The 16,313-nt window shown below is 62.7% G+C and carries 4 protein-coding genes; 3 read left to right on the top strand and 1 reads right to left on the bottom strand.

Annotated features, from left to right (window positions below; genetic code table 11):
* Nucleotides 1–66: 66 nt before the first annotated feature.
* A complete protein-coding gene (locus tag ACFWZ1_RS08840) occupies nt 67–13,470 on the top strand; it encodes a putative Ig domain-containing protein (protein WP_439666131.1) in 13,404 nt (4,467 codons plus the stop codon).
* A complete protein-coding gene (locus tag ACFWZ1_RS08835) occupies nt 13,460–14,002 on the top strand; it encodes a hypothetical protein (RefSeq protein WP_439666130.1) in 543 nt (180 codons plus the stop codon). The genes ACFWZ1_RS08840 and ACFWZ1_RS08835 overlap by 11 nt, the downstream gene beginning before the upstream one ends.
* Before the next feature lie 676 nt (nt 14,003–14,678).
* On the opposite strand, the gene ACFWZ1_RS08830 is transcribed toward ACFWZ1_RS08835, so the two are convergent.
* Nucleotides 14,679–15,137, bottom strand: a complete 459-nt coding sequence (locus ACFWZ1_RS08830) for a transposase (protein WP_439666129.1) — start codon at nt 15,135–15,137, stop codon at nt 14,679–14,681.
* A 290-nt stretch (nt 15,138–15,427) separates the two neighbouring features.
* Here ACFWZ1_RS08830 and ACFWZ1_RS08825 point away from each other — a divergent pair, with 290 nt between their 5' ends.
* Complete coding sequence (locus ACFWZ1_RS08825) at nt 15,428–16,147, top strand: transposase (RefSeq protein ID WP_439666128.1); 720 nt, start codon at nt 15,428–15,430, stop codon at nt 16,145–16,147.
* Nucleotides 16,148–16,313 lie beyond the last annotated feature (166 nt).

Raw genomic sequence — 16,313 nt, 5'->3', positions numbered from 1 at the left:
CTTGGACTAGCCCCCGGACAGCCCGGCACTGGGTCGGGCATCCGGTTATCGGACAAGGGGAATGCCATGGTGGCGGTGATTTCGGGCAACGGGCTTGGGCTTCTGGGAACGTCAGCGTCGGTGCTCGGGCCTGGTGGCCAGTCCGGACTGGGCCAGAGCGGCGTAGCGCAATACGTCAACGTCGCCACCGGCAATTTGATTCTCACCAACCAGGACGAGCAGCTGGTCGCCCAAGGCTTGCTGGCGCGCGTCGTGCGCACGTACAACAGCTTGGGTAGCGCGGGAGACATCGGCGGGGGAGCCTGGCTGCTGGGACTCGACCGGCACGTGGGCAATCTCACTGGCAGCCTTGGCCAAACCGGCAGCACGGTGACCCGCACCGGAGGGGACGGCGAGGAAGAGTTGTTCACGTACGACCAGGTGCGTGGCCTCTACGTGGGCACCACCAGTGCGGGAGCCCACGACACGCTTGCCTGGGATGCGAATGCCCAGTCCTGGACCTATGTCGACGGCTCCTCCCAGGTCCACGAGGCCTATGACGCCGCAGGCATCTTGCGCACGCTACAGGACCCGACCACTGGGACTACCTTCAGTCTCGAGTACCACACGGACACGCACCAACTGGTCAGTGTGCTGGATGGCCTGGGCGAAGGTTTGCTCATCGGCTACGACCCCGAAGGTCGGGTCGCCACGCTGTCGACCTGCGAAATTCCGCCGGGCGGCAATAGCGCGCAGGTGATCGGCCGGGTCACCTACGGCTACGACGCGCTGAACCGCCTGACCGACGTACTGACGGACCTTACGCCGTCGGACGGCGCCGACACGCAGAACTTCTCCACCCACTACACCTACGACGGCGACAGCCTCCGGTTGGCCTCGCTGGAGCAAGGCGACGGGATCGCGGTTGCCTATACCTACGCACAAGACGCACAGGGCGCCTGGCGAATCGCATCGGTGACGCTAGGCACAGGCGCCGCCGCGCAACGCCAGGACTTCAGCTACGACCTGCAGGCCCGGACCACCACGGTGGCCGATGCCAGCGGCCGGGCCTGGACTTACGCGTACGACGCACAGGACTGGCTGACGTCGGTAACCTCGCCGGCCGTCAACGGGCAACGGCAAGTCACGGCGTACGGTTACACCGCGGACGGCCACCTCGCTTCGGTCACCGACGCGCTTGGCCGCACCACGATCTACCGCTACGACACGCATGGCAACCGGGTGCTCGAACGCGACGCGGATGGTCATACGGTGACTGCCACCTACAGCGCCACCGATCGTCTGCTGACGCGCACGGTCTACCAGGTCGCCGATCCGGAAGGCACCGACGCGGCGGACGCCGGCGCACCAGGCGCACCATCCACCACCCGCTACGTCTACGACGCCAGCGACCGACTGCGCTACTCGATCGATCCCGTCGGGGGCGTACAGGCGCGCGAGTACGACGCGCAGGGGCGGTTGGTGAAGGAGCGCACCTATCCGGCGACCGCGTATGACCTCGGCGGCGTCGCGCTGGAAGGGGCCCTCACGCTCGGGCAGTTGGATACCTGGGCAGCCGCTCAGGACACTGGCCGGAGCGCCCTCACCGAGTACCGCTACGACGCGGCGGGCCGGTTGGCCGGCAGGACCGTGTTCGACGCCGTTGACGCGCAGGGCAATGGCGTCGCCGACACAGGCGCGTCCATCACGACCTATGTCTATGACGCCCAGGGCCTACTGCGCCAGCAGATGACGCTGCGCGGAGCCGACCGCAGCGTGCAGGAGTCGGTGACCTACGGCTACGACGGGCTGGGACGGCTGCTCTCGCGCACCGATGCGGTCGATGGCAGTACCACCACCTACAGCTATGACGACGCCCAAGGTACGTTGCGCGTGAGTCAAGCCAACGGCCATGTGCACACCGAAGTCCGCAACAGTGCCGGCCACCTCGTCGCGGTGACCGAGTCCGCGACCGACGTGGCCCCGCGCACCGTCCGGTACTTCTACGATGCCGAGGGCCAGTTGCGCGCGGTGCAGAACGCCGGCGGCGCTTTCACGTACACGTTCTACGATGCGGCGGGGCAGGTGTCGGGCACGGTCGATGCGACCGGCGCAGTCGTCGCATACCAGCGCGACGCGGGCGGCCGGATGGTCTCCACGACCGCCTACGCGCAGCGGATCAACACTGCCGGCTGGATGGATAATGGAACCGGAGGGTTGCCGGCGGGCCTGTCTGCCATCCTGCCTGCGCCCGCGCCCGAGGACCGCACCAGTTACCGGGTCTACGACGCCGCCGGCCTGTTGTCGGCCACCGTGGATGCCGAAGGCTACGTTGTTACCTACGCCTACGATGGCGCCGGGCATCCGGTGGCAAGTACCGCCTATGCGACCGCGCTGGACTCGGCCAGCCGCGCGGCCCTGGCGACCACGCCAGACGTAACCACGCTTCAGGCCGGGCTGGTGGCCAGCGAACAGGATAGGACGCAGTACTCCTTCTACGACGTGGCAGGCCGTGTGGTCGCCACGCTCGACGCGGCCGGTTACGTCAGCACGATCGCCTACGACGGCGCCGGGCGCGCGCTGCGCACCTGTACGTATGCCACAGCCCTGGACTCCGCTCAGCTCGATCTCCTCGGCGACACGCCGGCGCTATCAGCGGTGCTGGCGGCCGTGTCCTCCAGCGACGACGATGCGGTCTCGCGGACCTGGTATGACGCTGCCGGCCGGGCCGTGGCGTCACTGGACGCAGACGGTTACCTCACCGTCACCACCCACGACGAAGCCGACCACACCACCATCACGACCCGCTACGCGGCGCCGCTGACCTCCGATCAGCGGACCACGCTGACCGGCCACGAAAGTCCGGCGGCGCTGGTCGCGTTGCTGCCCAGCCAGGCGGGCCAGACCGCGGTCCGGCAGTACGACGCCGACGGACGCCTGCATCAAAGCACGGCGGTGGATGGCGCGGTCACGGTGTATGCCTACGACAGCGCATCCAGTCAGCTCACCGGCACGGTCACCACGCCGGCGGAGCCGGGCGGGCAGGTACGCAGCACCAGCGCACAGGTCGATGGCCTTGGTGAGGTCGTCCAGAGCACTGACGGCAACCACGTCACCACCACGTACCGGTACAACGCGCTGGGTCAGCGGGTCCTGGCTACCGATGCCCAGGGCGATCAGGTCTGGTACTTCTACGACCTTGCGGGAAGGCTCGCTTATACCGTGCGCGGCATTGCCGATGCGAACGGGGTGCCCAACGCGCTCGGCGAAGTCGCGCAGCTGCAATACGACGCCTTCGGCGACGTCACCGGCACTACCGCCTTCGCGGCGCGCCTGGACGTGGTGGCGTTGGGGCTGGACACCACGACGTCGCTCTCGGCGATCGACGAAGCGGTCGCCGCGATAGCGGATCCGGAGCATGACGCGCATACCGCGGCGGTCTACGACCATCGGGGCGCGGCCGTTCTGCAATCCGATGGCGACGGGTACCGCGTCGCCTCGGCGTTCGATGCCTTCGGTGAGCTGGTGGCGCGCCAGAACCAGCTGAGCGAGCCCGGTCAAGCGCTGGACGCCAACAACAGCACGACCACGACCTACACCTACGACGCCCGCGGGCACGTTGCACGGACGCTCGAGGACGCGGGCGGATTGGCCCGCGTCACACAGGCCAGCTATGACGCTTTCGGGCGGCTGCAGAGCACCACCGATGCGCGTGATCACGTAGTCAGCTACACCTACGAGCACGACGACCAGGGCCGGCGCGTTGTGCTGGCGAGCCAGACAGTGCAGGGCGCCGTGCGTACGGTCGAAACGGTTTACGACGCGTTCGAGCGGCTGGTGCAGCGGATCGATGCGATGGGTGCGGTCACCCAGTACGCGTATCCAGACAACCACACGACCGTGGTTACCACGCCGGACGGCGTGACCCTGACTACCGTGCGTGACGCCTACGGCGACGTCACCACCGTCACGGACGCGACCGGCCGCAGCACCACCTACACCTACGCCTTCGACACCGATGGCAACGGCCGCCTGGTGACCACCACGGACGCACTTGGACACGCCAGCACCGACCACTACAACGCCCTGGGCGAGCTCGACCGGCATACCGACGCCAGCGGACGGGCGGTGAGCTACACCTACGATGCCGCGGGCCGCGTGCTGGCCCGCACGGTGGATCCGGATGGTCTGGCACAGACGACTACCTATGCCTATGACGGCCGTGGCCAGCAGATCAAGGTCACCGACGCCACCGGCGCGATTACCACCTACAGTTACGACGCCGACGGCAACGTGCTGTCCATGGTGCAGGACGTCGACGTGGGCGACGCTCACGCACTGACCAGCACCACGACCTGGACCTGGGATGGCGCCGGCCGCCAACTCACTGTCACCGAAGGTGAGGGCTCGACCGGGGCGCGCACCACGGCCTATAAATACGACCATCTGGGCCGGCGCACCCAGACGATCGTCGACCCGCAGGGTGAGGCGCTTGCAACCGTCTATACCTATGACGGCAACGACAATCTGCTCGCCGTCACGGACCCGATGGGGTACATCACCCGATACGTGTACGACGAGGGCAACGAGCGGATCTACACCATCACGTCCGCCTACGATCCGGCGGTGACCTCGACACCGGTGGGTGCGGTGGTGCAGGCGTTCTACGACGCCGACGGGCGGGTGACCGCCACCCGTACCTATGCCACACCCATCCCTCTCGACGGACTTACGCTGGCCCCTGGCCTGGACGATGTTGCCAGCCTGGTGACGCAGGCGAGCACCGACCAACGCCGCTACACGGTCTACGACGCCGGCGGACGCGTGCACTACACCGTCGATCCGCAAGGTTACGTCACCGAGACGACCTACGACGCCGACGGCCGTGTTGCCGAGACCGTCGCCTATGCCCATCTGGTCAGCGCCCAGGCGTTCACCAACGCCGGAATGTGGGACAAGCTGGTCGCTGGCACCGCCGACGCCGACATGGCTGCACTGATCATCGCCGCCGGCAACAGCGAAGCCAGCGCCGAGGCGACTCTCAACCTGTATGACGCCGACGGGCGGTTGACCTACGTTGTACGACAGGACCAGGTCGGCGGCAGCCGTGTTGGCGTCGTCACCGGACGCACCTACGATGCCGCGGGCCAGGTGCTGAGCGAGACTGCGTATGGCAAGACACTGCCGCTCGCCAGCGGTGCGCTCGCCCCCCAGTTGACCAGCGAAAGCGTCGCCGCGTCGCTGGTCGGCACACCCGCACACACCACCCGTTACGTCTACGACACGGCTGGTCATCGGCGCTACACCGTCGATGCGGGCAACTACGTCACCGAACAGCGATACGACGCCGATGGTCGCGTGACCGGATGGGTGGTCTACCTCAACGCGATCGCGCTGCCTTCGGTACTCGACGAAGCTCGGGTAGCCTCAGCAGTCAGTGCGGCCAATGACAGTTCGAGCACGCGCACGACGACGACCGACTACGACCACGCCGGCCGGATACGGGAGGTCGCGGACGGAGCCGGTACACGGTCATACACCTACAACGCAACCGGCCTCAAAGACTCCTACACGGATCGCGACGGCCATACCTGGAACTACACCTATGACGCGGCCGGTCGGCTCGAGACCGAAATCGCGCCTCTTACGAAGGTCGCAACCTTCACCACCGGCAACACGTTGACGACAGCCGACGTGCGGCTCGTCACGCGTTACGCGTACGACGACAACGGCAACGTGACCAGCCGTACCGAGGCAGACGCCACCACCGTCGCCCGCAAGATCGCCTACGCCTACGACAGCCAGAACCATCAAGTACGCACGACTTATCCCGACGCCGGTTCCGTTGACAGCGCCGGTGTGTTCCACGCCACCGGGCTGGGCGCCACCACTGCTGTAGTCACGTACGACACGCTGGGTCACGCGGTCGTCAACAAGGACGTGCGCGGCAAGTACCAATACAAGGCCTATGACGTTCGCGGCCAGGTCGCCTTCGAAGTAGAGGACGCCGGTGCAGACGACGCACACCAGGTCCTGTATGTCACCAGTTACACATACGACGCCTACGGGAACGTAACAGGCGTTTCCCGCTACGCCACGCCACTTGATATCAGCAAGATCAGCGGGTGGGCGAAAGGTTCACCGCTTTCGGTCAGCCAGATCAGCCAGGGCCTGGCCGCTTCCACGGCGGACCGCACGCTGACGACCACATACGACCTGCGCAACAACAAGGTGCAGGTACAACAATCGGCTATTACCTACGTGCTGGCCATGGGGCCCGGCGGCGGCACCGCGGATACCGGCCAGCCGACGACCAATTACACCTACGACGCCTACGGAAATCTGACCAGCGCCTCGGTGCTGATGCAGGACGCCTATGGCGCGCCCGGGCAGGCGAATTACTCGGACGCGGTCTGGGCGACGACTTTCAGCTACTACGACGTCCGCAACCAGAAGGTCAAGCAAGTCGACCCGCTGGGCTACGAGACCCGATGGATCTACAACGGTGCGGGGGGAGTCACCACGAGAGTCGAGTACGCCAATCGTCTCGACACCAGCTCGCTATCAACCGAAACCGTGCCGGGCGTACCGGCGCTGGGCGGCGGCGCCAGCGGCTACGACCGCTGGATCACCTATGACTACGATTCCGTGGGCCGAAAGACCAGCGAGAGCCTGAAAGGAGGCTTCAACTACATCAACGGCGTGGCGAGCCTCGTCTCAGCGAGCACACTCACCACCTACACCTATTACCGCGAGGACAGGGTCAAGACAGTAACCGTCAACGGCGCCACCACGACGACCGTGTACGACGCTCTCGGCCACGTGCAGTCCGTCACCGAGCCCACACGCAAGGCCTTGGCGAGTGGTTGGCAGACGAGCCTCAAGAACGACGCCAGCCTGGACCTGTCCGACTATTCGAACACCTCGCTCTACGCCGACGTCGCTCCGGTCACCACATTCACCTACGACGCCCTCGGGAATGCCGTACGCACGGTGAGATCCGCGGGAAGTGTGACGCAGACGACGATCGACCACTACGACAACCTTGGCCGAAAGGTCCTCGAAGTCGATGCTACAAACACCTCGTACTACTTTGCGTACGACGCGGCCGGCAATGTCACCAAGAGCTGGTACAACCTGACGACAAATGCCGATTCGCAACTTGTCACCACCACGTCAACCTACGACAACGTGGGGCAGCGCCTCAGCACGATCACCGTACGTGATAGCCATACGGACAGCGCCGTCTACGTCAAATACAACGCGTTCGGTGAAGTGGCCGCAAGGGGTGATGGCGTCAAGAACGGCTATAGCGCCGATGGCTACGAAGCCGTCTTCTCCTACAACGCAGCCGGTCAGCTGACCACGGCACCAGCCAGCGGTACGGGCGCAATCCATACCTACTACTACGACCTTGCCGGGCACCTCACCTTCGACGGCAGCGACGTCAGTGCCGCGGCCGGCCGTACCTGGACCCATTACGTCCTCGACCCGGATGGGCGGGCGACGTGGATCCGTCCCCCCTCCAATACCGCAGTTGCCGGTGTGAACGCGGCGGTGGAGACCACTTACACGTACGACCGTTGGGGCAACGTCCTGACCAGTACTGACGGACGTGGCTCCCTTACGACCTACCTCTACGACAGCCAGAACCATTGCATCCTGGAAACCCAGCCCGAGGTGCTGGTGGTCTCTGCGACGGGTGTGCGCTCGTTCCAGATTCCGAAACGGTATTGGTACTACGACCTCAATGGTCTGCTCGCGCGCACCACGGACGAGAACAGCCATAGCGTCTCGAACACGTACGATGCCGTCGGCCACTTGACCCAGGTCCAGGATGGTACCGGCGCGATCAGCTACACGGCGTACGACGCCCTGGGCCGAGCCGTGGCCGCACAGACGCCCACCATCCACACCGGCTCGGTCGCTGGCGCGGACGCGGACGTACATATCACTTACAACGTTTATAACGGCGACGACGACATCGTTCAGCAGGGTGACTTCGTTCTGCAGTCGTCAGGCACGCCGCGCACTACCGTTGTGCTCCAGACCTATGTGCTGGACGAAAACGGCAATCGGCGCAGGGTAACCGATGCGCTCGGCTACAGCACTTATGCGTTCGACAGCCAGGGGCGTGTACTGCAAAGCCAGACCCAGGAGCAGGCCGACCTTGGCAAGTCTGAGGTCTTTACCTACGACGTCAACGGCAACAAAACGGGCGAAACCACGGCCAACAATGATCACCAGTCGTGGTCGTACGACTATTTCGGGCGAGTGCGCTCGCATCATGATCTGCACAACGCCACCTACACCTACACGTATGACCCCGACTCCGGTCTCCTGAACGCGCAGACCTGCACCTGGAATCCTGACAATCAAGGGCAAGACAAGCCCGACTACCTCACCGGCGTGGTCGGCACGGCGAGCTCCATCGGCTACCTGTACTACGCCAATGGTCGTGTCAAGCAGGTCACGGAGAAGATCGATAGCACCGTGACCAATACCACTACGTATGCCTATGACGGCAACGGCAATGTGGTGGATACGGTGACGACCACTTCCGACGGAGCCGGCGCGGGCGTCGCGCTCGAGACCTTGGCCGAATACGACAGCCATAACCGGCTTTCGGTCGTCACCCAGAAGAACGTCACCAGCGGGAAGGGCATCGTTCGGACGGCCTATGTCTACGACGCCGTCGGCAACCGTCGTGCGGTATACGTGCAGAACGGCTCAAATGCCGGCTACACAGACATCGATATGTCCGGCACGGCGGTAACCGTGGGCACGGTGTCCAATCAGACGGCACAGCCTGGCGCGACCTACCGTTTCGACGCGTCCACGTTCTTCCACGACAAGCTAGGCTTTGGCCTGACGTGGAGCGTCGCCATGGCCGACGGCTCGACGTGGCCGAGTTGGTTGAGCCGTTCCGGCGGCGTATTCAGCGGCACGGCACCCGCTTCCGGAAGCTGGCGCTTCACGCTGACCGTGAAGGACGTCGAAGGCAACACGGCAACGGCAACCTTCACCTTGGCGGTCGCCAATGTCGCACCCGTGCTCGGTACGCCCGCCAACAAGACCGGCACGACCAACGTCACCATGGCCAGCTTCCAAGGTCCGGCTGCCACCGACGCGAACGGTGACGCGATCACCTACAGCGCGACGGGCATGCCACCGGGCATCGTGTTCAACGCCAGTACGCGCACCTTCTCCGGGGCGCCCACGAAGGCCGGCACTTTCACCGTCAGCTACAAGGCAACCGACAGCAAAGGCTTATCGACCACCAAAACGTTCACGATCACGGTGCAGGTGGCCACGCTGCCGCCGGTGTACCACGGGGGTTACACCAACAAGACCGGAACCATCGGCAAGTACCTGAGCATTCCGATGCCTACCGGTGCCTTCACCTCGCCCGGCGGACAGGCGATCACCTACACGGCCAAGGTGCTGATCCCGCAGCATCAACTGACCCAGCTCACCTCAGATCCGCTCATGGCAACCGCCATGACGGGCTCGTCCTCCCTGAAGGGGACGTCGTTCATGGCCAGTCCCTCCATGTTGCCCACCGGCGACACCATTACTGTGCCGGCGCAATGGGTCTCGATCAGCCGGGTGGGCCTGGCCATCAGCGCCAACGGCACGATCAGCGGTACGCCGAAGACGCTGGATTATCTCACCAACGAAATTACCGACACCTACAACCACGACCTCAGCTACCGGATCGAGGTCATTGCGACCAATTCATACGGCACCGCCACCGCGCAGTTCACCCTCAGTAACAGCGCCGGGACCTCGTCCATGATGGCGACCATGTCCACCTCGGACGACATGGCCGTCGCTGAACTCGATCCGGAAATGTCTCTCCAACAGGAATCGTCCGACCCGGGCTATTCGCCCGAGCTTGTGGCTGACGAGTCCCTTCTGGACGCAGATGCAGCGGAAGCCCAGCCCGTAACTGACGACTCCGAGACAGGCACCACGGACGCCGAGATGGCGCTATCGCCCATGATGCTCCCGCCTGACGACCCGGATGATCCGGGCACGGGTGGCGGCTCTACAGGTGGCGGCGGCACGGGTGGTACGGGAACGACGACGCCCACGAGCGCGGACATCGAGTCGTACTGGTTCACGTACGACGAGGACAACCGTGTCGAGATCTCGAACGGCTCGCTCGCTGGTGGCAGCATCGTTCTGACGAAGGATCCGACGTCCTACCGTCTCGCTTACGACGCCGCCGGCAACGCGACGTTGCGAACCATCCTGGACACATCAGGCACCGCTCTAACCCAGGAGTCCTTCTACAACCTCAGGAGCCAGCTGACTCAGGCCAATTATTCGGCCGCGAGCGGGACCTCCCGCGGCGTCGAGGAACTTCGCAGCTACGATGACGCGGGTCATCTTAGGGCGATCGAGCAGTTCTATGCCGCCGGCACCGAGATCGGCGGGTCCAACATGCCCTATTACAAGCGCGATCCGGATCTTGAGGCGGAAGGCGTGTACGACGGCACACCTGTCGGCCAAAAGCTGGCCTCGGCCACCATCTATCAATATGACCACAATGGCCATTTGAAGCAGCAGCAAAACTTTGGGCATGCTGCTTCATGGGATGGAACCGGGGCTTTGGCCACGCCCCCATCCACGCTGCCCGGGGTGAACGCGACTACTTGGGGCGGGATGACGCTACAGAACCAGGTCACCTACAAGACGGAAGCGGGAACCGTCGGGTCGGGTTACGACGCGGTGGGCAACGTCACCGACTACCAGTACTACGACGCCACGACAGGTCGGACCGACTTCTACCACGTCGATTACATGCTCAAGGATGGCTACCTCGAAAAGAGGACGACCAGCCACAGCAGCGATACCAACTACCAGCCCGCCACCGACACGAGCTATTACGACAACTTCGGCAACCGCATCGCCATCCTGCAGCACGTGGAGATGGCAAGCGGATCGATGGCCGATACCGGCCGAGCCTTCGCCTACGACGCGAACGGCCAGATCCTGCGCCGGAGCGACGGCACGGTCTCGGGCGGAACCTATATCCCGCAGGGTGGGGCAGGGATGACGTACTACGCCTACGTCAACGGCCAGCAGGTGGCCAATGTTGACGCGGGCGGCGGCATCCACGTGCTGGAGGGGCTGACGGCGTTCAGCAACAGCGAGACGGGTACGTCGGGGTATGTCACGCAGTTCGGCGACTCGCTGAAGAGTATCGCGCAGGCCCAGTACGGCAATGCGAGCCTGTGGTACGTGATCGCGCAGGCGAACGGGTTGTCGAGTGACGAGGACCTGGTGCCGGGGCAGTCGCTGACGATCCCGCAGGTGACTACGAGCAGCAACGACGCTACGACGTTCAAGCCGTATAACGCTTCGGAGGTCAGTGGTAGTACGACCCCACCGAGTGTGTATGCGCCGCCGCCTCCGCCGCCGAGTAGTCATCATTGCAACACGCTGGCGATGATTGTGATTATCGCGGTTGTCATAGTGGCGGCAGTCATGACGGCCGGTGCGGCTGCGGCTGCAATGGGTGCCACGGGGGCCGTGACCGGCGCGGGCGCGAGTGCTGCAGTCGTTTCGGGCACTGCTGCTGTTGGCGGTGCCGCAATGACGGGCGGCACGCTTGCTTTAGGAGCCGGATCGTTTGCCGCGGCCATCGGCAGCACGGCTACCGGCATGCTTGCCGCAGCGGCAGGCGGCTTCGTGGGCAGTATTGCGGGCCAGGTCGTGGGCGACGCTATGGGCGTATCCCATGGTGTTTCTTTGAAGCAAGCGCTCGGTTCAGGTCTCGCAGCAAGCATTACGGCGGGCTTGTCTGGCTACGTCAGCGGCGGATCAAATCTCGCTGCCCTTAAGGAAGCGGGCAATTACACTGCAATCGCCGAAATGGGAGCCGCCGGTAGCGTAGGCGGCTACCTTGGCAACAGGTTCGTCCATGAGCCCGCACATTTCAGCTGGGCTAACGTCGCGGCAGCAGCCATTTCGACGACCGCGACGGCGGCCATGGGCGTTCCCACTGCGCTGGAAACCCGATGGGGCACCACAGAAGCCGGTGACTATATGGCTAAAGTAGGTGGCAATCTCTTCGATGGGGCTGTCGAGAGTGAAACGGCACGTCTGCTGGGTGGTGACGCCAAAAACGGCAGACAGATCGTTGAGGATGCATTTGGGAATACGCTTGCCAACGCAACGATGGCAACAATCAACGGCTACCAGCACAGACAAGCTCACTCGGCTGCCGGGGGCGGGCTCACCTTCGATCCTGGATCAAAAATTCCTCTGGCGCGGTATTGGGTCGAGCCGGACGAGGATGATTATGTCGAAACACTGAGTACAGTCTCTGTGACTGCGGATCTCAAATCAGACCAGGCGCTACAAGACTCCCTAGCGACCTACGAGACGATCAGTGATCCCTCGTTGCCGAGGTCTGCGCAACCCTTGCCACGCCGTTTTGATGTTACGCAAAAGGGTTTCGAAAGAAACAGAGACACAATTGCCGAGCAAATAATTTACGATAAGGGGTGGCTAAATTATGGCAAGTCGCGCCAACAGGCCGGCGATCTTAAGGACCCTCATTCACTTCAGATGCTTAATGCACTGTGGAAATCCATGCCGTATGGTCGCCAGCTAAGCGTGAGCGAGGTATTGGCGCTCAATAATGCTACAAACGAAATGGGCGAACGTAATGGCTTTTTATTTGGGCCGGAGACCCCTAAGACGTTGGAGACTATCCAGGTAACGGCGCCCGTCCCCCTCGGCCTGCCGGAAGTCGAGATTGCTGCTATAGATGTGAAGTTGATTCCTGTCGAGATCGCAACAGCGAACGCAGGTGACAACAATACCCTCGCGGGTGGCGTCACGCTCCTGCAATACATTACATCTGCTCTACCGAGCTGGGGCGATGTTAACTTGGTTAGCAACGTTACAGGCGGCGTAACCGAAATTGCAGAGGCGTTTGCAAAAAAAGGCGCCTTGAATATCTCTTGGGCATCAAACAGTTCATTGTTCGGAAGTATGGTGGTGTCTGGCAACGGAAACTTACCGAACGGCATTTCGCCGCCAAGAATTACTTCTATCAGCCTTGGCTCCGAAGCCGCGCGTGATGCATCCATTTCTTTCAATGTTGGAAAATACGCGCCGCTTTTGGAGAAAGCGGGTCGATTCGCGGGCGGTGCAGGCATCGTTTCCGAATGGTTGTCAATGGACCACGATGACTCTCTTGATCAGGGGCACTTCTATCTCAGCGCTGGACTGACACTTGCTGGCTTTGCCTTTGAAGGACTCAGCCCTGTCGGGCTTGCCTTTGGCGTGGCGGATACGCTAGTGTCCTTTTACCATTACACGCCTCGCTATATTGGCCCAATTGGTGAAGATCAAAGCGGGTGGCGTGCGCTCTATTACAATGGAGACGATGTAGTCGTGAAGCATTTTTTGGACGCCAAGTCCGCCATCCAAGCGTTCCCGTGGCAATATGGCTCTGGTCATGGAATTTGACAATTTTGCTAGAAAAAAAATGTCATTTCTAATCCGGCCACTTTACTTCGTTTATGCTGCTTTTTCTTGGAGAGAAAAATCGCAGGTACACGACGACTTCTATGGATTTATGGGTCTTTTTTTCTTGGCGAGCACGGTTATTTCGGCCTTTGTTTTTGGATTAAAAATATTCGGGCTCGATTTGCCGGCTTTTTTTTCATCTTGTTGCTCATTCGGTCCAAAAATTCCTAGAAACCCTTTTTCCGATAGGGCTGCAGTTTCTGGGTGCGTTATAGTTCCGCTTGGCTTATTGTTGGCCTGGTGGCTGTCGGGGGTGGCAAAAAAAGACACTGCAAATTTTTCTTTTCTGAGTCGAGTGATGGAAAAGAAGATGGTTGCACTTATTTTTGTCTTTGCTTTTGTGGCGCTGGCCCCATATGCAGTGAATGGTGCTCCGGGCTCTTCTTGGGCAACCATCGGGTGGTATGGTGTTATATGGCTAGTACTTTGCTTCTGGCTTAGATTTCGCGAATATGGCGGAATTTCTGGGTAGGTGTGATGTTATGTCGTCAGCTGTCCGAATAGCCCTTCCCGCTAAAGGGGGGGCGAGCTAACGGGGTCAGGTTCACTTACCTGAGCTAGCTGAGGCGTGGCGGCCGGTGGGCATGGCGAATACCGGCGAGGCGGCGGGTCTTGCGAGGCGGCGGGTCTTGGCCTCGACCATGGCGCGGAAATCATCCCGGACCAACGCGCGCTGTTGTTGGAGATGGGCGCGGATGGCAACCAGGTCGTCGTCGGATAGTGTTTCGCGCAGCACAGCTGAAGGGGACGCAGCTAAAGGGCAGCTAAAGGGGACGGAACTAAAGGGGAGAACTAAGGGGACGGAGGGAATTAATGCAGCCCTGGACCGACTCAGCAGACAGAGCGCCTCCATCTCGTCCCCGCGCCAAAGGGGACGGGGGGTTAATTGCTGCCTCCCCCGCTCAGTAGACACAGAACCTTCGTCTTATCGTTGCAGGCGATCAATGTACTTCAAAAAACCAGGGTCCGAGTGCACTTTTCTGACGCTGGTCGGCCCGACAGCTTAAGCAGACAGGGAGCCTTCACTTCGCCGCTGCAAGCAATCAACGAGTGCCAGCCCCCTAAACTCCCAACCACACAAAAGGACTGGCAACCGTGCCAACCAATAAAAGGGGGCGTGGCTAATTAATCCTCACCCTTGCCACTCACTAGCCGCGGCCGCCCACGCGGCCGGCAGGCGGCAGGTCGCCCCAATGCGGTCTCCACCATCCGCCGGAAGCGCTCATCGCCAAGCGCACGCTCCTGGCTGGCGTAAACGCGCAGGCGTTGCAGGTCATCCGGTGCAATGCCGGCATCCAGCCATCGCTTATAGGCATCAGCCCGTTCCACGTGATCGCGCCCAAGGGCGAGGTAGAGCGGGTGAGGGGTGATGAGTGGGGGGCGCGTGCGCGGGCCAAGTGCGTATGCACGCTCGACCAGCGGTACTCCTCGGGGGGGGAGGCGACCATGGCCGCGCGTACCGGATTGAGCTCGATGTAGCGCATTACCGTCAGGAGGTAGCGCTCGCTCTGCACCAGGCACGACTTGAATCTTCCCTGCCAGAGGGCGCCGCAGCGCTTGTGCCTCGGATTGAATGCCTGCACGTGGGACTGGCCCACGCGGCCCATGGCGCTCGTTAGGTGGTCCGATTCCACTGTGGATGGAAATGCTGCGATACACCTATCAGCGAGAAACTCGGCGTCGGGTGGGCACCGACCTTTTTGTCCATATCGCGCTCTTGATCGATCCGCCTTCTGCCGAACCTAAACTTTTGCAGCTCGCGCCGGACTGGTCTTTCATTTCAAGCCACAGCAGCAAAACGGCTCGAAATGTGAGTCGCTGCAGGGCAGTTCATGTGGGTCGGGCCTTGAGGCGCGACCGTCCGACATCCAAAGGCCTTATGCCTCGCCAGCCACGCTTGGACATCGAAGGGATACCCCAGCATGTGATGCAAGTCGGCGCGGATGACGCTACGGTCTTCGAAAGTGCTGACGATTGCCGGTTCTATCTGGAACTATTGGGCGACGCGAGCCGCGCGGCTGGCTGCGATATCCACGCGTACGCGCTTGCTGCCTCGCGTGTGCAACTGCTGGTGACCGGTCGCGTGCCCGGCGCCGTGGCGCGAGTTATGCGACGAGTGGGCTTGACGTACGCGCGCTATGCAAACGCACGCATCGGCAAGCGTGGTGCCTGCTGGCGTGGTCGCTACCTGTCCTGCCCGGTGGGCGGCCATCGACACATCCTGCTCGCCTGCGGCCACGTCGAGCGAGGCGCGGGGCACCCTTCCTTCCAGGCCATGGATCAGTCCTGGTCCAGCCATGCGTGCAACGCGTATGGGGCGGACGATCGACTCGTCACCCCACATGCTGCGTACGCCGCGCTTGGCCCGAGCGATGGTGAACGCATGCATCGGTATCGGCAACTCGTCGAACGCAGCCGCGAGATCGACGAGGCCCTGGCCATGCACACGCGGCAGGGCAGGGCTTGGGGAAGCGGCGACTTCCTGCGGGAAATCGCCTCGACGTTTGGTGAGCAGGCGCCAGCGCGCCCCCCTGGACGACCGCGCAAGCGGCTTCTGGAGGTCGTTCCGCTGCCCGTCTTTTTCCTGTCCCCTTTTCTCTTGACAGGCTGCATGTAGTCGTCGAGACTTTATGAACAGGGTCCCGAATCGGCTGCTGCGGGCAACGCAGAGGGGCGGCCGGGACAGACAGGGGGGCGTTGGCCGGTGGGTAACGGCGCCATGGATCAGGCGACACCGCAGTGCGCGGCCGCAAGGGCGCGTGTGCGAGAAATACAGTGACGGA

It is taken from the genome of Frateuria sp. GZRe14 (assembly GCF_051900395.1).
Classification (GTDB): domain Bacteria; phylum Pseudomonadota; class Gammaproteobacteria; order Xanthomonadales; family Rhodanobacteraceae; genus Frateuria_A; species Frateuria_A edaphi.
Note: the sequence above shows the minus strand (reverse complement) of the source record. Positions and strands in the feature narration are given on the sequence as shown.

Bases quoted from the DNA above. Each gene is read 5' to 3' on its own strand.
- ACFWZ1_RS08840 (WP_439666131.1), top strand. From the start codon at position 67: ATGGTGGCGGTGATTTCGGGCAACGGGCTTGGGCTTCTGGGAACGTCA.
- ACFWZ1_RS08835 (WP_439666130.1), top strand. From the start codon at position 13,460: ATGGAATTTGACAATTTTGCTAGAAAAAAAATGTCATTTCTAATCCGG.
- ACFWZ1_RS08830 (WP_439666129.1), bottom strand. From the start codon at position 15,137: ATGGGCCGCGTGGGCCAGTCCCACGTGCAGGCATTCAATCCGAGGCAC.